The sequence below is a fragment of the Streptomyces sp. CNH287 genome, from assembly GCF_000424825.1.
Genome location: NZ_AUKQ01000011.1, coordinates 19,459 through 44,347 on the forward strand (window position 1 = coordinate 19,459; position 24,889 = coordinate 44,347).

General features: G+C 71.8%; 18 protein-coding genes. 11 read left to right on the top strand and 7 right to left on the bottom strand.

Annotated elements, in window-relative coordinates; translation table 11 throughout:
• Positions 1–18: 18 nt before the first annotated feature.
• Together H299_RS0111575 and H299_RS0111580 are read right to left on the bottom strand one after the other, a co-directional pair.
• Complete coding sequence (locus H299_RS0111575) at positions 19–204, bottom strand: DUF397 domain-containing protein (RefSeq protein ID WP_027748539.1); 186 nt, start codon at positions 202–204, stop codon at positions 19–21.
• Positions 201–1,052, bottom strand: a complete 852-nt coding sequence (locus tag H299_RS0111580) for a Scr1 family TA system antitoxin-like transcriptional regulator (protein ID WP_027748540.1) — start codon at positions 1,050–1,052, stop codon at positions 201–203. The genes H299_RS0111575 and H299_RS0111580 overlap by 4 nt, the downstream gene beginning before the upstream one ends.
• A 161-nt stretch (positions 1,053–1,213) precedes the next feature.
• On the opposite strand from H299_RS0111580, the gene H299_RS0111585 reads away from it, so the two are divergent.
• From H299_RS0111585 to H299_RS33605, 6 genes are all read left to right on the top strand, one after another.
• A complete protein-coding gene (locus tag H299_RS0111585) occupies positions 1,214–1,660 on the top strand; it encodes an ATP-binding protein (RefSeq protein WP_027748541.1) in 447 nt (148 codons plus the stop codon).
• Positions 1,661–1,736: 76 nt separating this feature from the next.
• Entirely contained in the window at positions 1,737–3,026 is a 1,290-nt protein-coding gene (locus H299_RS0111590; RefSeq protein ID WP_027748542.1) for a DUF262 domain-containing protein, read from the top strand.
• Positions 3,019–4,197, top strand: coding sequence for a DUF3696 domain-containing protein (locus H299_RS0111595; protein ID WP_027748543.1), 1,179 nt, complete (start codon positions 3,019–3,021; stop codon positions 4,195–4,197). Before H299_RS0111590 ends, H299_RS0111595 begins: the two co-directional genes overlap by 8 nt.
• A 77-nt stretch (positions 4,198–4,274) precedes the next feature.
• Entirely contained in the window at positions 4,275–5,219 is a 945-nt protein-coding gene (locus H299_RS0111600; RefSeq protein WP_027748544.1) for a hypothetical protein, read from the top strand.
• 102 nt (positions 5,220–5,321) lie between these two features.
• Positions 5,322–12,149, top strand: a complete 6,828-nt coding sequence (locus H299_RS33600) for a DEAD/DEAH box helicase (protein WP_051262362.1) — start codon at positions 5,322–5,324, stop codon at positions 12,147–12,149.
• Positions 12,146–14,488: a UvrD-helicase domain-containing protein gene (locus H299_RS33605; protein ID WP_486587240.1), complete on the top strand. Its 2,343-nt coding sequence runs from the start codon at positions 12,146–12,148 to the stop codon at positions 14,486–14,488. Before H299_RS33600 ends, H299_RS33605 begins: the two co-directional genes overlap by 4 nt.
• A 77-nt stretch (positions 14,489–14,565) precedes the next feature.
• Here the strand turns inward: H299_RS33605 and H299_RS40380 are convergent, their stop codons facing one another.
• Both H299_RS40380 and H299_RS40385 read right to left on the bottom strand, forming a co-directional pair.
• A complete protein-coding gene (locus tag H299_RS40380; RefSeq protein WP_486587241.1) occupies positions 14,566–14,958 on the bottom strand; it encodes an SDR family oxidoreductase in 393 nt (130 codons plus the stop codon).
• Complete coding sequence (locus H299_RS40385) at positions 14,955–15,203, bottom strand: hypothetical protein (RefSeq protein WP_486587242.1); 249 nt, start codon at positions 15,201–15,203, stop codon at positions 14,955–14,957. Before H299_RS40385 ends, H299_RS40380 begins: the two co-directional genes overlap by 4 nt.
• A 9-nt stretch (positions 15,204–15,212) precedes the next feature.
• Between H299_RS40385 and H299_RS33615 the strand changes: the two genes are divergently transcribed.
• Positions 15,213–15,563 (top strand): RrF2 family transcriptional regulator, encoded by a 351-nt coding sequence (locus H299_RS33615; protein ID WP_078512681.1) that lies wholly within the window; start codon positions 15,213–15,215, stop codon positions 15,561–15,563.
• A gap of 500 nt (positions 15,564–16,063) precedes the next feature.
• On the opposite strand, the gene H299_RS0111630 is transcribed toward H299_RS33615, so the two are convergent.
• Complete coding sequence (locus H299_RS0111630; RefSeq protein ID WP_027748545.1) at positions 16,064–16,489, bottom strand: hypothetical protein; 426 nt, start codon at positions 16,487–16,489, stop codon at positions 16,064–16,066.
• Positions 16,490–16,639: 150 nt separating this feature from the next.
• Between H299_RS0111630 and H299_RS0111635 the strand changes: the two genes are divergently transcribed.
• Genes H299_RS0111635 through H299_RS0111645 form a run of 3 tightly spaced genes read left to right on the top strand, consistent with a single transcriptional unit; the run spans position 16,640 to position 18,998 of the window.
• Positions 16,640–17,272, top strand: a complete 633-nt coding sequence (locus H299_RS0111635) for a DUF998 domain-containing protein (RefSeq protein WP_027748546.1) — start codon at positions 16,640–16,642, stop codon at positions 17,270–17,272.
• Positions 17,273–17,316: 44 nt separating this feature from the next.
• Positions 17,317–17,688 (top strand): YciI family protein, encoded by a 372-nt coding sequence (locus H299_RS0111640; RefSeq protein ID WP_027748547.1) that lies wholly within the window; start codon positions 17,317–17,319, stop codon positions 17,686–17,688.
• Positions 17,689–17,738: 50 nt separating this feature from the next.
• Positions 17,739–18,998, top strand: a complete 1,260-nt coding sequence (locus H299_RS0111645) for a sigma-70 family RNA polymerase sigma factor (protein ID WP_027748548.1) — start codon at positions 17,739–17,741, stop codon at positions 18,996–18,998.
• A gap of 495 nt (positions 18,999–19,493) precedes the next feature.
• On the opposite strand, the gene H299_RS37550 is transcribed toward H299_RS0111645, so the two are convergent.
• On the bottom strand, positions 19,494–20,513 hold the full coding sequence (locus H299_RS37550; RefSeq protein ID WP_051262363.1) for a hypothetical protein: 1,020 nt from the start codon (positions 20,511–20,513) through the stop codon (positions 19,494–19,496).
• Positions 20,510–21,091 carry an RNA polymerase sigma factor gene (locus tag H299_RS0111655; protein ID WP_051262364.1) on the bottom strand — a complete coding sequence of 194 codons (582 nt, stop codon included), beginning with the start codon at positions 21,089–21,091 and terminating at the stop codon, positions 20,510–20,512. The genes H299_RS37550 and H299_RS0111655 overlap by 4 nt, the downstream gene beginning before the upstream one ends.
• A 484-nt stretch (positions 21,092–21,575) precedes the next feature.
• Here H299_RS0111655 and H299_RS33625 point away from each other — a divergent pair, with 484 nt between their 5' ends.
• Positions 21,576–24,812 (top strand): WD40 repeat domain-containing protein, encoded by a 3,237-nt coding sequence (locus tag H299_RS33625; RefSeq protein WP_027748550.1) that lies wholly within the window; start codon positions 21,576–21,578, stop codon positions 24,810–24,812.
• Positions 24,813–24,889 lie beyond the last annotated feature (77 nt).

The window sequence follows — 24,889 nt, forward strand, 5'->3', positions numbered from 1 at the left end:
CTCAGGCGCGCGGCGCCGTCAGTTCTGGGTCGCGTAGGAGAGGAAGCTCCGCCACGACTCCGGGGCGACCGCGAGCTGCGGGCTCTGCCGGAGCTTGGAGTCCCGCACGTGGACGGCCGTCGGGCAGGTTGCCACCTCGATGCAGCTGTCGCCCTCTGAGCCGCTGTAGCTGCTCTTGAACCAGGTCAGTTCGGACGTGCTCATAGCGCTCCTCGCATTCGCTTCAGCAGGCCCAGGGAGTCCTCGGGGGTCAGAGCCTGTGAGCGCATCTTGGCATAGCGCTGCTGGAGCACGCTGATCTCCTTCGGATCGGTGATGAGCCGTCCGTTCTTCTGGCCCTCCGAGTACCCGAACCACCGGTTCTCCGGTGTCTCCGCCAACTGGAGCGGCCCGTCCAGCCCTGCGTGCACCGGCTGTCGCAGCGGCATCAGCTGGAACTCGACGTTCCAGTGCCGTTCGATCACGCCCAGCAGGTGGTCGTACAGCTCCCGCGTCACCTCCTCCCCGCCCGTGTGCCGCTCCAGCACCGCCTGTTCCACGATGAAGCTGAACGCCGTGGGCGGCTTCCGGCTGGTGGACAGCAACTCCTGGCGGGCGAGCCGGGCAGCGATGCGTTCGCTCAGCTGCTCCTCGTCCGGCAGCGGCGGCACGCTGAAGGAGACCGCCCGCGCGTACCCCTCCGTCTGCAACAGCCCCGGCACCACCCGGCACTCGTACGTGTACAGGCTCACCGCCTCCGCCTCGAACCTCGCCCACTGCCGGAACCAACTCGCCAGCCCCGGCTGCCGGGACAGGTGCCGCGCTGCCGCCCGCAGTACCCCGAACGCGTCGAGGACGTCCTCCGCGCGCTCCACGAACTCGGCCGAGGGATACCGGCGGCCTTGCTCGATCGCGGCGACCGTGGGGACCGAGTACCGCACCCTCGGGGCGAATTCCTCCTGTGTCAGGCGTGCCCGTTTGCGGAACGCCTTGGTGACCTCGCCGAACGTCTTGAGGCTGTCCGACACTTCCGGCTCGCCGCCACCGTTGCCCGCACCCGTACCATCCGTCATGCCAGGAACCTCCCGCGCACCAGACCCACTGCTACCCACGACCGAGTCTTCAATGGTCACAGTCAGTCACCAGGACTGTCTACCCCGCGTACCCCTACGCTGGCCCTGAGTAGGGGTTGCTGACCTGGTGAACCTCCCCTCCGGGCCGCCACGTTGGCCGCATGACAGCGCCATCGCCCTCCCCCCACCCCGTCACCGTACGTGTGTTCGCGCAGCGGCTCAGCTCCACTCCGCGCGGCGCCCGCCTCGCCCGCCGCCTCGCCGTGTACGCGTTGAACGACTGGGGCATCCCCTACGGCTCCGACACTTCGGACGTCGCCGCGCTGCTCGTCGCCGAGCTTGCCGCCAACGCCGTCACCCACGGCCGCGTCCCCGGCCGGGACTTCGAGCTGAGGCTCAGCCTCGACGCGCACACCCTCCGCATCGACGTGTCGGACTCGCGAGGTGAGCGCCGCCCCGACGGGCCGGGCCGCCTTGCCGCCCCTGCCGACTGGGTGGACGGCGGCCAAGGGCTGCTGCTTGTCGAGGCGCTGGCCGACCGGTGGGCCGTACTCGACCGTCCGCCGTCCGGCAAGACGGTCCGCGCCGCGCTGGATCTGCCGCACTGACGGGCCCGCCCGCCGTCTATAGGCTTGCCGTGGACCAAGGTCATCAGTGACGGACGAGTCAGGGCGATGGGGATTCATGACGGGGCTTGAGGACAGTGGCAGCGGCCTTGCTTCCGGGCGCGGGCGGGTCGTCGGGTATCAGCGCTACCAGTTCCCGCAGGAGGACACCGAGCAGCTTCAGCCCGGTCTCTTCCCCTCGCTGCACGGGCCCGTCGAGGTGGGGAACGACGGCCTGCCGACGGGCGTGGAGCTGGAGCAACTCGTCGACGAGGAGGACGAGGCCCGCGACGCGGGCGAGATCTCCGCGCCCTTCCGGCCCGAGAACATCAAGATCGAGACCCAGACGACCACCGTCGATCTCCTCCTCTCCCGGCTGCGGGAGGGGATGATCGACCTCGCGCCCGACTTCCAGCGCCGGGCCGGTATCTGGACCGACGTGCAGCAGAGCCGCCTCATCGAATCGCTGCTGCTGCGCATCCCCATCTCGTCCTTCCACATGGCTCAGGACGAGGAGGACAACTGGGCCGTGGTGGACGGCATCCAGCGGCTCACCGCCATCGCCCGGTTCATGGAACCCGCGACGGTGGGCATGCCGCCGCTGAGACTGTGCGGGCTGGACTATCTGCGGGACTTCCACGGCGACGGCTACCAGGACCTGACCGGGCGGCTGAAGATCAGGCTGCGCGAGACCCAGCTGGTCGTGCACATCATCCAGCAAGGCACCCCGGAGGCGGTGAAGTTCAACGTCTTCGCGCGCATCAACACCGGAGGGATGCCGCTCAAGCCGCAGGAGATCCGGCACGCCCTGATCGGCGGCCCGGTGCGCGGCTATCTCGCCGATCTCGCCGAAGATCCGGCCTTCGGCGAAGCCACCGGGAACAGCGTCTCCAGTGAGCGGATGGCCGACCGGGAGATGGTGCTGCGCTTCCTGGCGTTCCGGCTGAATGACCCGGCCGAGCACACGCAGCGGGACTTCGACCAGTTCCTCATCGGCGCCATGCACCAGGTGAACCGGCTGAGCGAGGAGCGGCGGAACGAAGTGACCGTGGAGTTCCAGCGGGCGATGGAGTGCGCGGCAGTGATCTTCGGCGGCCACGCCTTCCGGAAATGGCGGGGGGGAAAGGCCAAGTCGCCCATCAACAAAGCCCTGTTCGAGGCCGTCGCGGTCAATCTCGCCACCCTGGACGATCACGAACGTGAGCGACTGGTAGCGTCGCGTGACGAGGTGCTCGAAGGGTTCTTCGAGCTGATGGGGGACTGGGACTTCGACCGCGCCATCTCCGTCGCCACCGGTGACACGAAGAAGGTGCGCACGAGGTTCACAGCGATGGCGAAGCTCTTCCGGGGAGTACTGGACAGTGATTGACCAACTGACGCTGGCGAACTTCAAGGCGTTCCAGCGGGTGGACCTGCCGCTCGGGCCCCTGACCCTGCTGACGGGGCTGAACTCCTCCGGCAAGAGCAGCGTCCTGCAGGCGCTCGGGTTACTCCAGCAGTCGCACACGGCCGGTGTCCTGGACGACGTACGGGACCTCGTAGGCGAGGAGAGGTCGGGCGAGGTCACCACCGCCGACAACGGCTTCCTCCTCAACGGCGAGCTCGTCTCCCTGGGCACCGGACGCGACGTCCTGCACGAGGACTTCGGCGGTGAGCACGCGGAGATCACGCTCGCGGTGAGCGAGGGGGCCTACCGCTACTCGTGGACCGTCGCCTACGAGGCGGAGCAGAACCTGCTGCCGCTGACGCGTGTCGACCTCCCGCTGACCAGCGAGGGGGCGAAGCCCCCCGCCGGTGCCGCCGCCGTGATCCCCGGATACCTCACCGCCGGGTTCCAGTACCTGCACGCCGACCGTGTCTCGCCCGCCGAGTTCTATCCGCGCGACCATCACGCCGCCATCGGGCGAGGATTCCTGGGCGTGTGCGGTGAGCACACCGTCAACTACCTGCGCCACCACGCCAGAGACGTGGTTCCCGACGGCCCGATGCGGCACGCGGGCGCCGCATCGGCGCGGCTGCTGGACCAAGCTGTGGCGTGGATGGGCGAGTTGTGCCCGGGGGTGGACCTCCAAGCCACGGCCATCGAGGGCACGGACTCGGTGCGCCTGTCGTACGGCTTCGACGGCCCGCAGGGCACCCGGCGGCGCCCCACGAACGTCGGCTTCGGTCTCACCTACGCCCTGCCGGTCGTCGTGGCCGCGCTGACGGCGCGGCCCGGATCGCTGGTCCTCCTGGAGAACCCCGAGGCGCATCTGCATCCGCGCGGCCAGACCCGGATGGCCGCGCTCGTCGCGGCGGCGGCGGCGCAGGGGGCGCAGCTGGTCGTGGAGACGCACAGCGATCACGTGCTCAACGGGGTGCGGCTCGCCGTCAAGCGCGGGGTGCTGGCGCCGGAGGGTGCCGTTCTCCACTACTTCCGGGGCGGCTCCATGGGCAGCGAGGTGGCCAGCCCCCGCATCGACCGTGACGGGCTGCTCGACCAGTGGCCCGAAGGGTTCTTCGACGAGCTGGAGAACACGCTCGACGAACTGCTGACCTGAACTCTCCTGACCTGACCTGATACGCGGACCGGGCGGGGCCGGTCGGCAGGCACGTACGACATCACCGAGGGGGAAGTGTGCCGCAGCTGTTCCTGAACGAGATCTCCTGTGACACCGCCTGCGACCCGGCACGCGCCGAGCGGGCCATGACGGACCTGGCCCGTGCGGTGCTCGCGGTAGTCCGGGTGGATCGGCGGGGCACGGTCCTCGTCGCGCGCGAGCCGGTCACCGGACTCCAGATCGCGAAGGGACAGCCGGTCGGGAAGTGGTCGGGGAAGAACAAGGAGATGTGGCAACGGCTGCTGCTCATGCAGAGCAAGTGGCCGCACCGCGCGGTGTACCCCGAAGGCGAGGGCTTCCTCGACGTCGAGTACCGGCACCGGGGAGGTACGGCGGACGGCCTCGGCGCCGCACACCTGATGGAAGGTCTCGGCGTCTCCTTACCGGTGGAGTCCTGCTGGGACGCCGCCGAAGTGCGGGTGGAACGCGAGCGGCTGGTGGAAGGCGCGGACGGTGAGAGCCGCTTCGAGACCGACGAGGTAGCAGTCCGGCACCTGTCGTCCGAGGCACACTGCGAGACGCACGGTGCCTGGATCAGGGAGGGCGTCGAAGCGGCCCGCAGGGGTGGCCTGGCAGCGGTGACGCGCGGCACCGAGCTGTGGGAGCGCCGCGCCGCGCTCTTCCCCCACCTGGAGTTCCTGCCGGAGGTGGAAGCGCAGTTGCTGGGCCTGCCGACGTACTGGGTCCGTCCGGCGGGGAGCCGGCTGGACGAGCTCGATCGGGCGGTGGCCTCCTGGCGTCCGGGCCGCGAGCCCGAGGGACCGCGGTGGCACTCCTGGGTGACGGGGGAGCACCAGCAGCGGGCGCGCGAGTTCTGCGTGTTCACGGACCTCGACGGCCAGCCGCGGATGTTCGACACGCACGCCCGCTTCACCCCGGTCCCGGGCAGGGTCTACTTCCGGGTCGTCCACGAGAAGGGGACCGTGCGCGTCGCCCACGTGGGACGCAAGCTCGGCGTCTGAGAGCAGCCGGGCGGCCTCGGGCCGCATACGGGCCCGGCGCGATTACGGTAGGGCTTGGCCCAGGACGGGCCCTCACGAGACGGAACACCAGGAGGAGCGCGCGTGCGACCGACCCTCGCCGCTGAGCAGGTACGCGACAGCCTGAGCCAGTACCTGTCGACGACGTACGCGCTGGCGGACGAGAGCACCCGCAGCGCCCTGGAGCAGTTCCTCGGCGACGCCGACGACGGCATCTTCCGTGGCCCGTACCTGCGCATCCGTACCCCCTTCCGTCCGGCCGGGAGTGACGACTGGCAGCGGCACCTCACCTGGTGGCCGCGCGGCTTCCACCCCCACCGGCACCAGGAGCGGGCCTGGGAGCGCCTCTCCACGCTGCACGGTGCCGCCCTGCCCACGCTCGTGACCACCGGCACCGGATCAGGCAAGACCGAGGCGTTCCTCGTACCGCTGCTCGACCACTGCCGACGGGAGCGCGAGGCGGGCAGAGAGGGCGTCAAGGCCGTCCTCCTCTACCCGATGAACGCGCTCGCCACCGACCAGGCGCACCGCATCCACAGCCACCTCGACAACCCCCGGGACGCCCGGCTCCGGGACGCCGGGGTGCGCGCCGCGCTCTACATCGGCGACAAGGCGTCCAAGGAGTTCAAGCAGTCCAACCCGCGCGTGGCGGTCGACCGGGACGAGATCCGGCGCACCCGGCCCGACATCCTGATCACCAACTACAAGATGCTGGACCTGATGCTCCAGCGGCCCGACGACCAGCGGTTGTGGCAGGAGCCGGGCGGCTCCGCGCTCGCCTACGTCGTCCTGGACGAGTTCCACACCTACGACGGCGCCCAGGGCACGGACGTGGCCATGCTGCTGCGCCGGCTCGGCGCCGTCACCGGCCTGGCCGAGCCGGGGCGGCCACTCGGCCCGGTCTGCCCGGTCGCCACCTCGGCCACCCTGGGAGAGGGCTCCTCGGGCACCGGGGGCGGGGCGATGCTCGGCGTGGCGGAGCAGGTGTTCGGCGTGCCCTTCCCGCCGGAGGCCGTGGTGGGGGAGGACCGGCGCAGCGCCCAGGACTTCGCCGGGAACAGCGACTTCACCCTGCCCTTCCCCGCCCCCCACGAGGTGGCGGGCCTCGCCGATCCGGCCGTCGGACCCCAGGCGCTGGACCAGCTCGCCGCCGCCTTCACCGGCAAGAGCGGCCTGGATGCGGTACAGCTCGGCAGGCGGCTGCGCCGCCACCGGCTGACCGCCGCCGTCCTGGAGATCCTCGACGGCCAGCCGCGCACCATGTCCGAGATCACGGACGTCCTGCCGCGCTACGCCTACCACTGGGGTCTCGCCGTCCAGCAGCGCCCGGCCCTCGCCGCCGCGGCCCTCGCGCGCTACGTCGCCCTGCTCTCGGCGGCCCGGGACCCCGAACACCCCACCCGCCCGCTCCTGTCGATCGAGGTGCACCACTGGGTGCGCTCCGTCTCCCGGGTGCTGCGGGGCATCAGCGCCGCGAGGGCCGAGTTCCGCTGGGACGACGAGCGGGTCGCCACCGGCGGCAGGCTGGTCGCCCGTGGGGCCGGTCGCGGTGAGGCCGTTCTCGGTGAATCCGGTGCGCTCGGCTCCGGAGGAGACCCGGGCCCGGCCGCTCCCGCCGGCGACAGCGCGCCCCCACCCGCGCAGGTGTTCCTGCCCGCCGTCTTCTGCCGGGAGTGCGGACGCTCCGGCTGGGCGGCGCTCTCCCCGGAGGCGGACCCGGCGGAGCTGGACATGAGTGCGCCGAAGATCCGCCGGGCGTCCGTCGGCCGGGACAAGAGCCGTGTCCGCAACATGATCGCGGCGACCGGGCAGCAGGCGTACGACGCCGCGTTCGTGGCCGAGAAGCAGCGCAGCGGGCCGACCGTGATGGTGCTCGACGGCGAGAGCGGGCGGGTGCGTCCGCTCTCGCGCGAGACCGACTTCGATCCGCCGCCCGACGGCGAAGGCCCCTACGTGGCCAAGCCGTTGCACGACGCGGCGTTCGTCTGGGCGGATCTCGGTGACGACCGGGCGGCGCGCGGCGACCAGTGCCCCGCCTGCCGCACCTTCAACGCCATTCGCTATCTCGGTACCGGCCTCGCCGCGCTCGCCGCAGCCGCCATCACCCAGCTGTTCACGGGCGGCGAGCTGGACAAGAACCTCAAAGAGGACAAGACCCTCCTCTTCAACGACTCCGTCCAGGACGCCGCCCACCGCGCCGGGTACGTCGCCAGCCGCTCGTACACCTTCTCGCTGCGCGCCCTGCTGGCCAGCCGCATCGACGAGGACGAACCTGTCGCGCTCAACGAGCTGGCCGCCGACCTCATCGCGGACGTCGTGGACAGCAAGGCCGTCCAGGCCGCCGTGATCCCTCCGGACCTGCACGTCGTGCGCGGTGTCGACACGCTGCTGTCCGGGCGCGGCCACGGCTCCCGCGCCACCTGGGAACTCATCGCGCAACGCCTCGCCTTCGCGGCGGTGCTCGAATTCGGGCTGAGATCCCGGCGAGGCCGCACCCTGGAGCTGACCCGCACCGTCGCCGCGGACGTGCCCCTCCAGGACCCGGACGCGGTCGCCGAGATCGTCCGGGAACTCCTGCACACCACCCCCGGGGACATCGCGCTGCCGGACGGCTCCCTGCCCGGCCCCGACTGCTGGGTCGGGCACGTGCGCGGGCTCCTCGAACGGCTGCGCACCCGCGGCGCCATCCGGCACGCCTGGCTCGACGGCTGGCTGAACGAGGCCGGTGTGCGGCGCTGGCTCGTCTGGGGCGGGCGCAAGACGGGAATGCCGGCCTTCCCGCCCGGCGTGTCCGCCCCGGCGTTCCTGCTCGGCAGCCCCAAGCAGGGCAGCGACGACTTCGACGTGGTCACCGGCCGGCTGGGCTGGTACCAGGACTGGACCAGGCGGAGCCTGGGCCTGCGCCCCGACGCCGCCAACGCCTTCCTCGCGCGGCTGCTGCCCGCGCTCGTCGACGTGGGCGTGCTGTCGGCCCGTACCGCCAAGGACGGGGCGACCCGCGTCTACGGCCTGCAGCCCGGTCACGTACAGGTGCGCAGACTGGCCGACGACCAGGTGGCCGACGCCTCTGCGCACTGCCCGGTCTGCTCCTGGGAACAGACGGTCCACCCCGACCTGGCCGACCAGTGGCACGGGCAGCCGTGCCCCCGCTACCGGTGCGGCGGTCTGCTGCGCACCGGGCAGGACCTGGCGAGCGGTGTGCGGCGCCGGGACTTCACCCAGGACTTCTACCGGCGGATGTACCGCGAGGCGGGCGTCTTCACCATCAACACGGCCGAGCACACCGGCACCCTCAGCCGCCCCAGGCGCGAAGCCGTGGAGAAGGCGTTCCGCGCCGGTGTCCAGGCCCACTACGCCAACCCGCAGGTGCTGTCCTGCACCCCCACGCTGGAACTGGGCATCGACATCGGCGACCTGTCGGCCGTGGTCCTCGCCTCCCTGCCCAAGGGGCCCGCCAACTACGTGCAGCGGGTCGGCCGGGCCGGGCGTGCCACCGGCAACGCCTATCTGCTGACCATGGTCGACCGGGGCCCCCGGGACCGCTACTACCTGGACGACCCCCGGCAGATGATCGCCGGGGACATCCAGCCGCCCGGCTGTTTCCTCTCCGCGAGCGAGATCCTGCGCCGTCAGTACCTCGCGCACCTGCTCGACCTGGTCGGCGCCGGACGGCTGCCCGCGCCGGACCGCAGCGGGGAGGCGCTCGCTCCGATGCCCCGCCTGGCCTCCGACCTCTTCGGCCCGTCGGCGTGGCTGTCCGAGTTCCAGCAGGCCGCACTGGCCGCGGGCCCCGGTCGCTGCGAGGCCTTCCTGCGGCTGTTCCCGCCGTACGACGAGGCGAAGGGCACCGGGGTCAGCCCGCAGGCGGCCGAGGAGCTGTGCGCGTACGCGGCCGGGGGGCTCGCCGATGCCCTGGGCGCCGCCCGCGCACAGTGGGAGGACCGGCGCGGCGAGATGCAGCACCGGATCACCTCGATCGACCAGGCGCTGAACGCGCTGGTGTCCGGTGACCCGGACCACGCACGGCAGCGCAGGGAACTCATGGCCGAACGCCGAGCCGTCTCCCGGCACGCGGGCGAGATCAGCCGCGGCACCGCGCACGGCGCGCTCGTCGACCTCGGACTGCTGCCCAACTACAGCCTCGTCGACTCGCTGACCGAGCTGGAAGCCACCCTCACCTGGCGGGAGGACGGCAGGGACGGAGAGCCCGAGCACCACAGCAAGGTCCTGCGGTACGAGCGTTCGGCGCGCCTGGCCCTGACCGACTTCGCACCCGGCAACCACTACTACGTACAGGGCTACAAGCACCGCGTCACCGGGCTGGACATCGGCAGCCCGAACCGCCCGGCGTGGCTGTGGTGGCGCTTCTGCCCCGACTGCGGGCACGTCCGCACACGCCAGGCACGAGCGGACTCCACCGCCTGTCCGCGCTGCCTGTCCCCGGCCATCGGTGACGTCGGCTGCCTGCACAAGGTGCTGGCGCCCCACCGCGTGATGGCCCGTGACCAGCGGGACGACATCCGCGTACGCGACGACACGGACGAGCGGGAGCGGCGCCACTACACCGTCGTGCCCGCCGTGGACATCGCGCAGGAGGACATCGAGGCGGGGTGGAAGCACCAGCGGGCCACCTTCGGCTGGGAGTTCACCCGGAATGCCGTGATCCGGCACATCAACGTCGGCGCCACCCGCGTGGACACCGGGGTGGAGGACGCCTTCGCGGGACGCCAGGTGCGGCTCAACCCCTTCTGGGTCTGCGACTCCTGCGGATTCGCGGACCCCGACGGGGGACCGGCCGCCGCACACACCGGACAGCAGGACGCCTTCGGTGCCCCCCGAGCCACGAAGTACCACCGCCCATGGTGCCCCCGGTTGCGCGACGGGCTCGGCGAGACGAACACCGCACAGCAGGGCGTGAAACTGCTGCTCGCCCATGAGCTGCGCAGCGAGGCGCTGCGCATCCTCATCCCCGCGGTCACCGCCCACACCGAGGAGCGGCTGGCCACCTTCAAGGCACTGCTCCTCGCGGGTATCGCCCAGAGCTACGGCGGCGACCCCGACCACCTGGCGGTCGTCACCGACTCCATGCCCGACCAGGGCAGCGACGTGCGCAGGCACTTCCTCGTGCTCTATGACTCCCTGCCGGGCGGCACCGGCTATCTCCACCGGCTCGCGGGACCGGACGGTCTGTTCGACGTACTGACCCGGGCCCGCCGGGTCGTCGAGCAGTGCCCGTGTGTCGGTGAGGAGCGGTCGGCCTGCCATCGCTGCCTGCTGCGGTACGTCGACAACAATGAGTACGAGCTGGTCTCGCGCGAACACGCCCTCGACATGCTGGGTGAACTCCTGGGCCGGGGCGGCGAGTCCTGGAGCATCGTGGAGGCCGGGACGACCGAGGAGATCAGCCTCGTCCGGCAGGTGGAGAGCGAACTGGAAGCGCTGTTCCGCCGGGGATTCCTCGCCTGGGCCGAGGGTTCCGACATGGTGAGCGTGCGCAGCGCGGGTCCGCCCGACGGCGAGCGTGACACGAGGCTGCGGTTCACCGCTCCCGACGGCGAGGTCAGCAGCTGGTGCATGGAGACGCAGCCCGACCTCGGCTTCACCGTGCCGGATGTGGTCTTCCGCAGCCTGAAGGACGAAAGCCGGCGGGTAGCGGTCTACCTCGACGGCTACCGCTACCACGCGAGTCCCGACCACAACCGCATCGCGTCCGACGCCACGAAGCGGACCCGGCTGCGCTCCGGAGGCGGCTGGCAGGTCTTCCAGCTGACCTGGGACGACGTACGCGCGTGGACCGCCGATACGAGGCCTCCGGCCGATCCCGTATGGGTGCCGTACCAGCACACGGCGCAGAAGACCGCCTCGGACATCCACCGGCGCTTGCACGGAGACGACCCGCGTGACCTGCAGCGCTTCGTGTGGACGAATCCGGTCGAGACGCTGATCGGCTACCTGACCACCCCGGATCACGGGGTGTGGCGGCGGCGTGCCCAGAGTGCGCTGGCAGGGTTCGCCGCGGTCTCCGCGACCAGCCGGGCCCTCGCGGACGGGCCTGAGATCGGGCACCGTATCGCTGAGGCGCTGGAAGGCAAGCGGCTTGCGGGCGGCCAGGGCGGCGTCCAGGTCATGGCCACCCAGGACGGCAGCGGATGCCCACTCACGGTCGCCCTCGACCTGCGTAAGGGGCAGGCGGGCGCGGTGTGGACCGCGCTGGCCGTGCTCGACGACAGTCCGGAAACGCTGAGCCGGGACGAGAATGCCCACCGCAGGCGTTGGCAGGCGTGGCTGTACTGGACCAATCTGCTGCAGTTCCTCGGCGACGGGGAGGGTGACGGGGTTCAGCTGGCGACCAGCCAACTGCCGGGCTTCGATCCGCTGGAGCTGGCCGTGACGGGTGGAGCGGGCTGGCTGGAGTCGTGGCGAGGGCGACAGCGGCCCGACGCGGAACGGTCCGCCGCTGAAGCCACCGAGCCCGCCGGAGCACCCGGCGAGCCGTCGTCGCACGCCGGGGCACCGCTGCACGCGGATGAGGCGTCGGGGGCTGTGCGCGATCCTGCCTGGGACGAGGTCCTCGCCTACCTCATGGAGGAGCCCGGCCTCGCCGAACTCGTCGACGTACTGGTCCGGTGCGCGGCACCCGCTCCCCAGGCCGGATTCGAGCTCGGCGACGCCGCCTGGCCCGCCGAGCTGGCCTGGCCCGCCCACCGCATCGGTGTCGTCCTCGCCCCCGCGCGGGAGGACGAAGCCGCGGTGGCCGAAGCGCTCGACCGCGACGCCGCGTACGCGGCAGCGGGATGGACGGTGGCGACCGCGGCGGACTGGGACGCGCGAGCACTCGCGGCTGCCCTGAGCCGGCCGGCCGAGGCGGCCGGTCACCCGGCCGCGTACAACGAGGAGGAACGGGACCAGTGATCAGCACAGGCGCGCCGGCCACGAGCGCGACCCTCCGCCTGCTCGACAAGGCGGACAAGGAAATCGTCAAGCTGGACCGGGCGATCATCGGGGCGGTCTACAAGTTCCAGCACGAGTTCCGCAAGAACCCCGGGGCTCCGGGATTCGACCTCAAGCCGCTCAAGGGGCACGAACGGCTGTGGTCGGCGCGGGTCAACCGTGAGTACAGGGCGCTGCTGGTGCGGTTGGGCGGCAACGACTGGCTGCTGGTCTCGGTCAAACACCGCGGACACGTCCACCGCAACCTCGGCCGGCTCGCGTACGGCATCAACCAGATCACGGGTGCGATCGAGTACGTGGACCTCCAGGTGGTGGAGGACGACGTCCTCGGTGCGCGAGGCGACCGGCCGCGTGCCGGAACCGCCGAGGACTCCGCTCCGGAAGCCGCCCCCGACGCACCGCTGTTCGCCGGATACACCTCGGAGCAACTGGCCGGCCTGGGCGTGGCCGAGCCCCTGATCCCGGTCGTCCGCAAGCTGACCACGGACGACGAGCTGCTCGGGCTCGCCGAGTACGCCCCGCGGCACACGGGAGAGGTACTGCTGCGCCTGCGCGACGGCGTGCCGTACCAGCAGGTCATGGATGAGGTCACCGCACCGGTCGCGGTCGCGCCCGGGGAAGCACCCGAGAGCGCCGGTGGCGAGGACCGGCAGGCGGCCGACGGGTGGCAGGCGGCGGCCGACCGCTCACAGGCCGTGGTGCTCACAGATGACGAGTCGCTGCGGAGCGTTCTGGAGGAGGGCGACTTCGGCCGGTGGAAGGTCTTTCTGCACCCCACCCAGGAAAGGCTGGTGGGGCGCACGTATTCCGGGCCCGCCCGGGTGAGCGGCGGCCCCGGAACGGGGAAGACGATCGTCGCCCTGCACCGGGTGAGGCATCTCGTGGACCAACTGCCTCCTGGCCACAGCAAGCCGGTCCTCTTCACCACCTTCAACAAGAACCTCGCCGCTGACCTGCGCTCCCGCCTCCTTTCGCTCGGCGGTCCGCAGACGCTCGCCCGCGTCGACATTCTGCATGTCGACCAGCTGGCGACGCGGGTGGTCAGTGAGGCTGACCCCGGGAACGCCAAGCGCAGGATCGATGACACGCACGCGTTGCGCGAGTGGCGTCAACTGCTCGTGGAGGCGGGGGAGAGCCGTTGGGACGCGGAGTTTCTCAGCGATGAATGGAACCAGGTCATCCTCGGTCAGGCGGTGGCCTCGCGGGCCGACTACTTCCGGGCCCGGCGGGCCGGGCGGGGCCGCAGCGTGAGCCGTGCCGACCGGGCCGAGATCTGGCAGCTGGCTGAGCGCTTCACCCAACGACTCGCTGTCAAGCGTGTGGAGACGCACCGTCAAGTAGCCGAACGTGCGGCTCAGCTGGAGGTGGCCCGGCAGCACAAGATCGAGGAGCGCCGCCGTCAGGAGGAGGCGCGTGGCGGGCCGGGCAACATCCATGCGGAGTCGGGGACCGGCGCCTGGCTGCGCTACCGCTACCGGCACGTCGTCGTGGACGAGGCCCAGGATCTGGGTGCCGCGCACTGGAAGATGCTCCGGGCCATGGTGCCCCACGACACCGACGACATCTTCCTCGTCGGTGACACACACCAGAGGATCTACGACAACCAGGTCACTCTGGGAAGCCTGGGCATCAACATCCGGGGCCGCTCGGCGAAGCTGACGCTCAGCTATCGCACCACGCGGGAGATCCTGCGGACGGCCATCGGCATCCTGGAAGGCGCCGACTTCGACGACCTCGACGGCGGCACCGATGACCTCGCCGGATACCGGTCGGTGCTGCACGGCGGACGCCCGTGCCTGCGCAGCGCGGAGAGCTGGGACGAGGAACTCGATCTCGTGGTGGAGCAGGTGCAGGCGTGGCACGACGTCCCGCGCGAGTCCGTCGCGGTCTGCGTGCCGACGAACGAGAAGGTCGACGAGGTGGTGGCGCGGCTCGGGCGGCGCGGAATCATGGCCACGAAGATCACAGGTGACGGGGCGCGAGGGGCCGAGGGGGTGCACGTGGGCACGATGTACCGCTTCAAGGGCCTTGAGTACCGCTGCATGATCATCGCTGGCGTCTCGGAGGGCTCGGTCCCCCGCTCGACTGTTGATGCCTGGGAACGGACCGACCGACTCCGCCACCGGCGCGAACTGCAGCGGGCCCGCTCCCTGCTGTTCGTCGCAGCCACCCGAGCGCGGGACGCACTCACCATTTCGTGGAACGGTGAGCCCAGCCGCTTCCTCCGCCCGCTTCGGGAACACCTGTGCCCGCGCTGCCGTCATGGCCGGACGCCGTCGACGGCGCCCTGCCTTCACTGACAGCTCAGCTGTCTCTCAGGCTGTGCCGCCTCATCGCCTGCCGCGAGGGCAGCGCAGGGTGCCGTGGTGGGGAGACGCTAGTGCTGCTTGGCGAGCCACTCGTCGAAGGTGGTCGGCGCGATGCGGGCGCCCGCATGGGGCAGCAGCACGTCACCGGCCATCGCCGGGCCGAACAGCGATGACCACGTCGGCAGGAGCTTGACCGTGCGGCCGCGCGCGTCGTTGGTGCGCCGGGCCATGTCCACCAGGTCCTGCGGCTCGGGACCGGCGACCTCGCGGTAAAGCCCCTGCGGTGTGCCCGTGGCGATCTCGGCGAGGACGTCGGCCGCGTCCGCGGGTGCGATCGGCTGGACGAGCAGTGGCGCGATGGCGGCGGCGCCGTCCTGCTCGGTCCAGCTCGTCACCATCGCGGCGAAGTCGTGGAACTGGGTGGCCGGAACGATCGTCCAGGGCACCGGACCTTCGGTCACGAGGCGCTCCTGTTCGCGCTTGCCGGCGTAGTGCGCGTTGCCTTCGACGCGGTCGGTGTCGGCGATCGAGAGCAGCAGGTGGTGGCGGACACAGTCCGTTTCTCGGCGGTGAGCAGGTTCCGGGTGGTGGCGCCGAAGTACGCCACCGCTTCGTCCCGGTCGGTCGCCGTGCAGTTCGTGGTGTCCACGACGGCCTCGACGCCGGCCAGGGCGGCGTCGAGGCCGTCGCCGGTGGCCAGGTCCACGCCGAGTGAGTGAAGCTGCCTGTGAGTACGGAATGGCTGTTGCACTGCGCCACGTCGCTGGCGCAGCTTGAGACGGGGAGCACCGCGTCGGCGGCACGACTCGCCCGGCACTTCGACCTGCCGGCGGCCTATCTCGCCAAGCAGCTGCAGGCGCTGGTCAAGGCTGGCGTGCTGGCCGCAACGACGGGCCCGCGCGGCGGTTTCCGACTGGCCCGCCCTGCTTCCGAGGTCACGCTCCTGCAGATCGTCGAGGCAGTCGACGGTGCGTCCTCGCCGGGACCTCCCTTGCCGAGGTCATTGCCACACTGCCCCCCGTCGGCGCCGTCCCGCACCCGCCTGCGCCTGACCGGGACGCCGTAGCGCATCCGGCGCCACGTGCGGCGTCTTGGAGGTCGCGCAGACGGGCGGCTGGTCAGGGCTGGCGTCGGAGGTCACCCCACAGCCCCTCAGCGGCAGGTGGTCCAAGTCTGGCGGATCACGTACGCACGGTGATGATCGCGTCCGCGAGGTCGAAGAACGCGTCAATGACGAGGGTGCAGGGTGTCGACGAGCCGGGAGAGGGTCGGGTCGGGGCCACCGGCCCGAACACGGCCGGTTCCGGCGGCTCCTTTCGCTCACCTGACCACCCGTCGGACAACCTGCTTCATGAAAGCGCGAGGCCAGTGCACGGTCCGGTTCCCGCATGGCTGCCGCAGCCCGAAAAGTAACACTGAGTGACCACTGCTCGATGGTCCGCCTCAGGGCAGCTCCGGGAGGCGAAACAGCCAGCCGGGGCCAGCCCTGAGGAGCGTTCACTTTCGCCGGAACAGGTGGCGCGTCACCGAAGCCAGGTCGCCTATCCGTTCCGTTGCGGCCCAGTGTCAGATTCGCGTCATGGTCGAGGTATAGCCGCCTCCGCCCGGGTAGACCCAATCACCCGTCGCCGTGGTGCCGTCGGCGCTGAACCTGCCCTCGAAGTAGGCCGGGCTGCCCTTCGCGCCGGCCCAGATGGTCAGCTTGTCGTCGACCAGTTCGTACACGTAGTCGAAGGTGTTGCCGTTCGAGTCGTAGAACCGCGACACCACGTCCGCACCGACCGGCTCGCCGAACGGGTGGAGGTTCCCGATCAGCTCCATGCCGGTGATCGGCTCGCCGAACTGGGTGAGTTCAACGTGCTGGATCAGGAAGAACCGGCCGGGCATCCACTCGTATCGCACGGTTCCCTCGGCGCCGCCGGTAACCGCCCAGGTGCCGACCAGTCGGTCCAGGGCTTTCAGTTCGGCGCTCGGCAGGTTGGTCTCAGACATGTCGTCCTCCTTGATGGGTTCTCACGGCTACCTCGGAGCTGCTCGCCGGTTCTCGACGCCCGCCGGATGTGCCGTAGGTCACTTTTCCGGTGAGTCGAGATCCCGGAACCGGCACCGAGGTAGCCGCGAGAACCCATCAAGGAGGAAGCCATGACCGCCCCCGCTGTCGCCACCGCCCGCACCCAGGACCGCTTGCTGGCCGCCGGAGCCCTCGCCGGTCCGGTCTTCGCCGCCTCGGCCGTCATCCAGATGCTCACCCGTACGGGCTTCGACATCACCCGGCACCCGATCAGCCAGCTCGCCACCGGCGGCCTCGGCTGGATTCAGGTCCTGACGTTCGTGCTCGCGGGACTCGGCGGTCTTGCACTGGCCGTCGGCATCAGGCGCACCGTCCGTGACGGATCGGGACGGCGGGTGCTGCCGGTCTGCGTCGGTATCTTCGGCGTCGGGATGATCGCCGCCGGCGTGTTCACCATGGATGCGGAGAACGGCTTTCCGGTGGGCACCCCGGACCGGCCGGTCGCCCAGGTGTCCTGGCACGGCGTCGTGCACTCGGCCTCGGCGGCGATCGCCTTCTTGGCGCTGGCCGTCGCCGCCGTCGCCCTCACCGTACGGTGTGTCCGCCGCCGTGCGGTGCTTCCGGCCGTGCTGAACGCCGCGGTCGCGCTCGTCCTGTTCCTGCCCATGTCACCGGACCACATGAGTATCCAGATCGCCGTGAACGGCCTGTTCGCGTTCGCCTGGACAACCGTCGTCGCGATCTCCCTGCGGCGCACCCCGTGACCTGCTCTATTCTTGTCCGGGAGAGACAGAAAGGGGCAAATGCAATGAAATATCTGCTACTCGGCTACACCTCGGCTGCCTCCTGGGACGCCGCGACCGCCGAGGTCCCGTCCCCGGATGCGCTGGCCGCGTTCGCCGTCTACCAGAGGTTCGAGCGCGAGCTGCTCGACACCGGTGAGCTGGTCAGCACCGAGGGCCTGGGCCATCCGGCGGTCAGCACCACGGTCCGCCGGACACCGGACGCCACGATGGCGACCGACGGACCGTTCGCCGAGCTGAAGGAAGTTCTGGCCAGCTTCGCAGTGATCGACGTGGCCGACCGGGCACGGGCCGTGGAGATTGCCTCACGGATCGTGGAGGTGCTGGGCGAACCGATCGAAATTCGGCCGATCATGAGCGAGGACTTCACGGCGTGACCGGCGGAGCCTCACCCGGACCGACCCGGCCGACAGGCCACGCCGGGCCGGTGAACGGCGGCCCGGGCACGACCACCGACGTCGAGAACCTGTTGCGCGCCGAAGCACCGCAGGTGCTCGGCGCGTTGCTGCGACGCTTCGGCCGCTTCGACATGGCCGAGGACGCGGTGCAAGAAGCGCTGCTGGCGGCGAGCCGGACATGGCCGACCCAGGGCGTCCCGGAGGATCCGCGCAGCTGGCTCATCCGCATCGGCTATCGGCGTATGGTCGACGTGCTCCGCTCCGACCAGGCCCGGCGTCGACGTGAGCGGGAAGCGGGCGTGGCCGAGTTGGCCATGCAGGAAACGAACCGCAGGGCGAGCCCTCCGCAGGAGACCGACGACAGCCTCACCCTGCTGCTCCTCTGCTGTCACCCGGTGCTGAGCCACGCCTCCCAGGTGGCGCTCACACTGCGCGCGGTCGGCGGCCTGACGACCGCCGAGATCGCGCATGCCTACGGTACGTCCGAGGCCACCATGGGGACGCGGATCAGTCGCGCCAAACGGCAGCTCACCCGGGCCGGGGCCCACTTCACCGCGCCCACCGCCGCCGACCGGCCCAGCCGCGTGAGCGCGGTCATGCGGGTGCTCTATCTGATCTTCAACGAGGGTTACGCGGCTTCCGCCGGCGACGAACTCGCGCGCCTCGACCTGACCGACGAGGCGATCCGGCTGACCCGGACGCTCGTCGACGCCATGCCGGACGAGGCGGAGGCGACCGGGCTGCTGGCGCTGATGCTGCTCACCGAGTCGCGGCGCGCCGCCCGCACCGGCGAAGACGGGCGATTGCTGCCACTGGACGAGCAGGACCGGACGCGATGGAACCGTGGCCTCATCCGGGAGGGCACCGAGCTGATCGACAAGGTCTGGAACCGGGGCGAGACCGGACCGTACCAGCTCCAGGCGGCCATCGCGGCCCTGCACGCCGCCGCTGCGGCACCGCAGCACACGGACTGGCCGCAGATCGCCATGCTGTATCTCTGGCTCGAGCGCCTCACCCCGACCGCGCCGGTGCGACTGAGCCGGGTGGTCGCCGTGGCCCAAGCCTTCGGACCGGCCCGGGGTCTGGCGCTGCTCGACGACCTCAACCGGCGCCACGGACTGGACCAGGACCCTCTCACCCGGCGACGCGAGCGTGCGGTGCGCGCCCATCTGGTGCAGATGACCGGCGACACGGCCGGAGCCGCGACGCTGTACCGCGAGGCGGCGAGCCTGTCCGACAACCAGGTGGAGCGGCGCTACCTGCTCGGCGAAGCCGACCGCCTCACCTGACCGGCCCACGCCGGGTGCCGGGCCGCTGCCGGCGCCCAGGCACCAGGCCACCGGCCGCCGCCACCTCGTCGGCGCAGATCGGTGTGGGTGGCGTGGGACGAAACGGGTCGGATCATGGCGTGGCCCCGTCGGGTTCGGCGTGGGAGACGTCTGCGGTGGTGCGGTCGAAGGCGGCGGTGGCCGAGGCGTACGCGGCACCTGGTCCTTGGGCTCGGGTGACGATCGTGTCGTGCCGGACGCGGACCGCGTACTCGATGGCGTCATCGGCGTCGGGAACGGCCCCAGGCCCGGCGCGTGGTGGCTGCGTTGGCCGAAAGCCCAGGTAGGCCCAGTGCAACTGGCTTTCGGCCGCCTTGCGACCGGGCTCGGTCTCCGGGGACCCGGGACAACAGCCGGGACGTCGCGGGTGAAACGGGCCCTGCGTCCCCCGGGCCCGCAGGGCCCGGGGGACGCACCAGCACGCCTCGCTACAGGCAAACCCCGCCTGACGCGGCGCTATCGGACGTGCCGCGCCGGGCCCACCTCCAGCCAGGTGTAGCGGTCCGCGGGGAGGTTCCGGTCGCGGATCTTGAAGGTCGTCTCCAGCAGCATCCCCGTCTTGGGATCGACGATGTAGCGGTCCGTGGACCAGTACGTCTCCGGCTTGTCCGAGCCCTCGGCGACCGACGTCTTGCGGCTGGTCTCCAGCGCGACCCCCGAGCGGCCCTTGCTGTCCTTCGTGGCACCGAGGAGCTTCACGCCGGGGACGTCCGCGAGGATCCGGAAGAGCGCCGCGCGCAGTCGAGGACCTGCGGGCGAGTCCTCCAGCATGGCCGTGACCTCGTGGAGCCGCGCGGTGGCGTCCTTCGAGAAGCGGGACGTGAGGGCCTTCTCGTCGGTGGGCAGCTTGCTGAGCTGGGGCCAGGTCAGGAACTCGTCGCCCACCAGCCACTTCTTGAGCTTGCCCCCCTGGCCGACCGGGGTCGCGTGGACCGTGCCGTCCGCGTCGACCTGCCAGATACGGCCCTTTCGGTCGAAGTAGTTCGTCTCCGTGCGCCTCCCGTCGTCCTGATTGACCGTCTCGAACCGCACCTTCCAGTACGGGGCCTGCGACGCGTGGCCCTCGGCCGCGACCTCCGCCATCTCGTCCAGGAACTCACTGGCCGAGGCCGTCGCCGCGGGCTCGCTGCCGAGGTCGAGGACCGGGTACGCCACGGCTCCCACCGCGATCGCGGCCACCGCGGCGGCGGCCACGTACAGCCTGCGGCGGCGCGGCGGCGCCCCGGCGTGCAACGGCACGGCGGCTGCCGGGGGCGGTGCCGTCCCGTGCCGTGTCCGGAGGCTCGCCTCATCCTGTGCCGCGGCGGCCACCGCGGCCTGCGCGGCGGCGACCACCCCGGGCGCGGGCGCGGCCACGGCGCCGGCCGCGACCAGTTCCGCGGCACCGGGGAAGTCGAGGAGACCGGCCTCATCCGGGACCTCGGGGCGCGCCGGGTGCTCGGCGCCGCCGCCTGTGTGCTTCGTACGTTCGCTCATACCAGGTCTCCTGTCATCTTGAGGGGAAGGCCCACGCGCAGCCGGGCCCGGGCGCGGTGCAGGCGCGAGCGGGCCGTACCCGCAGGGATACCGATCACCGAGGCCGCCTCACTGGGTGTCAGCTGCTCCCATGCGACGAGCAGCATCAACTCCCCTTCCTCCGGCGGTAGTTGCCGGAGAAGCTGGCGCAGCCGCGGCGCGACGGCCGCCGCGTCGAGCCGCTCGTCCACGGCCTCCCACGGGTCGTCACGGTCACCCTCGTGCGGCCCTGGGCGCTGCCGCTCGGTCCGCCGCCAGTGCGCGGACAGGATGTTTCTGGCCACGCCGAACAGCCAGGCCCGCGCGGGCCCCCGGTCCGGGTCGAAGCCGTGCCGTGCGGTGTACGCCTGGAGCCATGCCTCGGACAGCAGGTCGTCCGCGGCGTGGGGCGCGCGGCGGGCGAAGTAGCCGTGCAGCGCCGCCGAGTGGCGCCGTACCAGCGGCTCGAAGGCCGCGGCGTCGCGCCTGGCCCGAGCGAGCAGCTCCTCGTCCGTCGCGTTGCCGCCTGTTTCGGGGCCGTCCCGTTCGTTCGGAGTCACGAGCCCTCCCTCTCCGACCGCCGGTCGACGGTCTCACCCCTCACTTGGCGGCAGCGCGCCGAAGCGTTCGCGGTCCTGGGCGGGGACATCAACTACGCGCCGGCCTCCACCAGGCACCCGCTCCCGGGCTTCTCCGAGATGAGGCCGTACAAGCTGGGCTCGCGCACGCTCCTGCGGGACGGCGTCGCCTGGCATGGTGCAGTCGGGTAGGGGAGCTCCGAATGCTCGGAGCGCGCCACGCTCTCTTTTGGTGCGGTTCGACAACAGGCGCGCGGTCTTGGCCTGCGAAGGTTCGGCTTCCGAAGGGCACGGTAGCGGTCGGCCGATACTGCTCGTAGGCCCGGAGCGGCCGGTCTGGCATCCGCGCGTTGCGGAGCATGCCGCGGTCCGGGGCCGCTCCGCAGGCGCGTCGGTACGCCGTCGAGCGAACGCGGGTGCACGGCCCCACGCGGTCTCTGTCGGTGGCCGCCGCTACCATCCCCGGATGCTCCCCGCAGATGCCGAACGCGCGGCCCAACGCGTCCTCACCGATCCCGCCCGGCTGGTGCACGACGCCCCCGCTGACATCATTCCGCTGCTGCGCCACGCGCGCGGCGGCCCTGCCCTCCTGGCCGCAGCGGTCTACCGCACCTCCCTCCAACGCCACCGCCGGGTCGACCCCGCGCGGCGCGCACAGGCGCTCGCGCTCGATGCCGCGCGCTGGGGTGCCGACGACCTCGCGCGTGCTCTGGCCGCCGTGCCGACCAGCTCCGCGTACGAAGGCACCGCCGTCGACTGGAACACCGGGACGCCGCCCAACGACCGCCTCGTCCGGCGGTTCTCCGGCCGCACCGATCACGTGGCGGCGGTGGCGACCGCGGACCTCGACGGCCGCGCCGTCATCGTCACCGGCAGCTACGTCAGAGACAGCGTGCGCGTGTGGGACCCTGCCACCGGAACCGAACTGCGCGCCCCCCTGGCAGCCTGCCCCACTGCCCTGGCCACCACCGTGCTGGATGGCCGGCCCGTCATCGTCACGGGTGAACTGCGCGGTGGCATCCGCCGGTTCGATTTGGCCACGGGCGTGGAGATCGGCGTCGCCCTGCCCGCACACGGCAACTCCCACGCGATCGTCGTCACGGAGCTGGGCGGCCGCCGCGTGGCAGTGAGCTGCGCCTACCCGTCCGACGCCGTCCAGGTGTGGGACCTCGCCTCGGGAGCACGCGTCGGCGAGCCGCTCGACGGCCACACCGAGCTGGTGAAAAGCGCCGATGTGGCCGAGGTCGACGGCCGTGCAGTGCTCGTCACTGCCAGCATGGACCGCACCGTGCGCCTGTGGGACCTCGCCGGTGGCACGCAGCTCGGCGAGCCCCTGGACTGCGTCAGCAACGCCGTCGCGACGACCGTCCTCGACGGCCGTCCCGTGGCGGTCACCGGCGGCGGCCCTGGAGGCGGGCTGCTCGTGTGGGACCTTGCCGAACGCGTCCCCGTGGGCGCGCCGCTGCACGGCCATCGCCTGGGCCCCGCCGCCATAGCCATCACCCAGGCCGAGGGCCGGCCGGTCGCCGTCAGCGCCGGCTTCGACCACACCGTCCGGCTCTGGGACCTCGCCGAGGGGGTCCAGCTCGGTGCCGCGCTCACCGACCACACCAAGGCGGTCACCTGCGTCGCGGTCACGGAGCTGGAGGGGCGTCCCGTCGCGGTCACCGCGAGCAGCGACGACAGCGTGCTGCTGTGGGACGTCTCTTTGCGGGGCCCCGCCCGGCCGCGAGGGGAAGCACGGGAGGGCCGCCCGGCGTGGCGTCCGGACTGGGCCACGGGCTCCGATCTCAGTGAGCGCGCGCTGACGTCATTCTCCGGGACGGCGAACGCGCTGGCGTCCGGGTCCCTCCACGGCCGTCCCCTCGTGGTGTCCGGCGGCGACCGCGAATTGCGGGTGCTCGACCTCGCTACGGGGGAACCGGCCGGGCCGCCCCTGACCGGTCACAGCGAAGCGGTGAATGCGGTGGCAGTCACCGAGCTGGACGGGCGGACCATCGCCGTGAGCGCCTCCGCCGACACCACGGTGCGCCTGTGGGATCTCGCCGGAGGCGACCGGATCGGCGAGCCGCTCAAGGGGCACACCCGGGCGGTGCAGGCGGTGGCCGTCGCCGAGGTCGACGGGCGCACCATCGCCGTCACCGGCGGGCGCGACACCACCGTGCGGCTGTGGGACCTCGCCGAGCGCGCCCAGATCGGCGAGCCGCTGACCGGCCACACCACCGCGGTCAGCGCCATCGCCGTCACCGAACTCGCCGGCCGCCAAGTCGCCCTCACCGCGGGCGGAGCCTTCCCCCACAAGGACACCGCAGTGCGGTTGTGGGACCTGGCCACCCGGGAACCGCTGGGCGACCCACTCGACGCCGGCACGAGCGAGGTCCTCGATATCGCCGCGGCGATGCTGGACGGCCGGCCCGTCGCCGTCGTCGTGGCCCGGGACGAGGACGCCGTCGTGTGGGACCTCACTACGCGCACCGAGATCCGCCGCCTGCCGACCGCGCGCCACCGGCCCCAGGCCGTCGCCGTCGCCCGGATGGACGGGCGCGCCGTGGTCGTCATCGGCGACGGTACCGGCGAGATACTGGGCGGCACAGTGCGCCTGTGGGACCTCGCCACCGGCGAGCCGATCGGTGAGCCCCTGGCCACCGATCCCACCACGGCAGTGACGACCGCCGAGATCGACGGCCGCCCGGTGGCGGTCACCGGAGGGGACGGCTCCCCCGTGCGCGTGTGGGACCTGTCGCGGAACGCGCCGATTCCGGCCCGCCCCCGCGCCGGACAACTCGGCGGGCTGGTCGCGGCCGGGCTGACCGAGCTCGACGGCCGTCCCGTCGCGGTCACCGGGGCCCATATCGGGGGCACCGTGCGCACGTGGGATCTCGACAGTGGCGAGCACGCCGGCGCCCCCATCGACGTGGGCTACCTCAGCGACCTGGCGGTCACCGAGATCGACGGCCGCCCCGCCGTCGTCCTCAGCCCGAACAACGACTTCGGCGCCTGGGACCTCGCCACCGGCGAGGAGCTGCTGCGCTACCCGACCGACCACGTCGCCGAGGTGCTCGCGATCGCGGTGGCGCGCGACCGCGACCGGCAGCTGGTCATCACCGGGACCTGGGACAACGCGGTCTCCGCGCATGTCCTGGGAACCGGGGCCCGGGCCGGGCGGCGCAGGACGACCCTGCACGGTGACCCCGTCCGCGCCGCCGCCGTCGCCGAGGACGGCCAGGGCCGTCCGGTCGCGATCACCGCGGGCGGCTCGGTGTCGGCCGAGGCGAACGTGTGGCAGGCGCGCAACGGCCGCCAGGTGTGCTGGGCGGACGCGGGCCACACCGACGACGTGAACGCAGTCGCCACGCTGCCCCTCAACGGCCGGACGGTGGCGGTCACGGCGGGCCGCGACAAGGCGGTGTGCGTGTGGGGCATCGACGACGGCGAGGCCGTGCTGCCGCCCCTGCGCGGCCATACCGGATACGTCAACGCGGTGGCGGCGGCCGTTGTCGACGGCCGGCCGACCGTGGTCTCGGGTGGCGACGACCGCACCGTCCGGGTGTGGGACCTCGCCGGCGCGCACCCGGCCGGTGACCAGCTCGTCTTCCCGCACCCGGTGACGGCGCTCGCTCTCAGCCCCCAGGGGCGCATGGTCGTGTGCTTCGGCGGCGACGTCGCGGTGTTCACCCGGCTCCCCGCGGCGGCGCGGGAGTGAGCGCGCGGGAGTGAGCGTGCGGGGCGGGCGCGGACCCGGGCCGAGCGGGAGCGACCAGCGCGCCGGACTACTCGGCC

Coding starts and splice junctions, on each gene's coding strand:
- H299_RS0111575 (WP_027748539.1), bottom strand. CDS start 204: ATGAGCACGTCCGAACTGACCTGGTTCAAGAGCAGCTACAGCGGCTCA.
- H299_RS0111580 (WP_027748540.1), bottom strand. CDS start 1,052: ATGACGGATGGTACGGGTGCGGGCAACGGTGGCGGCGAGCCGGAAGTG.
- H299_RS0111585 (WP_027748541.1), top strand. CDS start 1,214: ATGACAGCGCCATCGCCCTCCCCCCACCCCGTCACCGTACGTGTGTTC.
- H299_RS0111590 (WP_027748542.1), top strand. CDS start 1,737: ATGACGGGGCTTGAGGACAGTGGCAGCGGCCTTGCTTCCGGGCGCGGG.
- H299_RS0111630 (WP_027748545.1), bottom strand. CDS start 16,489: ATGTCTGAGACCAACCTGCCGAGCGCCGAACTGAAAGCCCTGGACCGA.
- H299_RS0111635 (WP_027748546.1), top strand. CDS start 16,640: ATGACCGCCCCCGCTGTCGCCACCGCCCGCACCCAGGACCGCTTGCTG.
- H299_RS0111640 (WP_027748547.1), top strand. CDS start 17,317: ATGAAATATCTGCTACTCGGCTACACCTCGGCTGCCTCCTGGGACGCC.
- H299_RS37550 (WP_051262363.1), bottom strand. CDS start 20,513: ATGAGCGAACGTACGAAGCACACAGGCGGCGGCGCCGAGCACCCGGCG.
- H299_RS33625 (WP_027748550.1), top strand. CDS start 21,576: ATGCTCCCCGCAGATGCCGAACGCGCGGCCCAACGCGTCCTCACCGAT.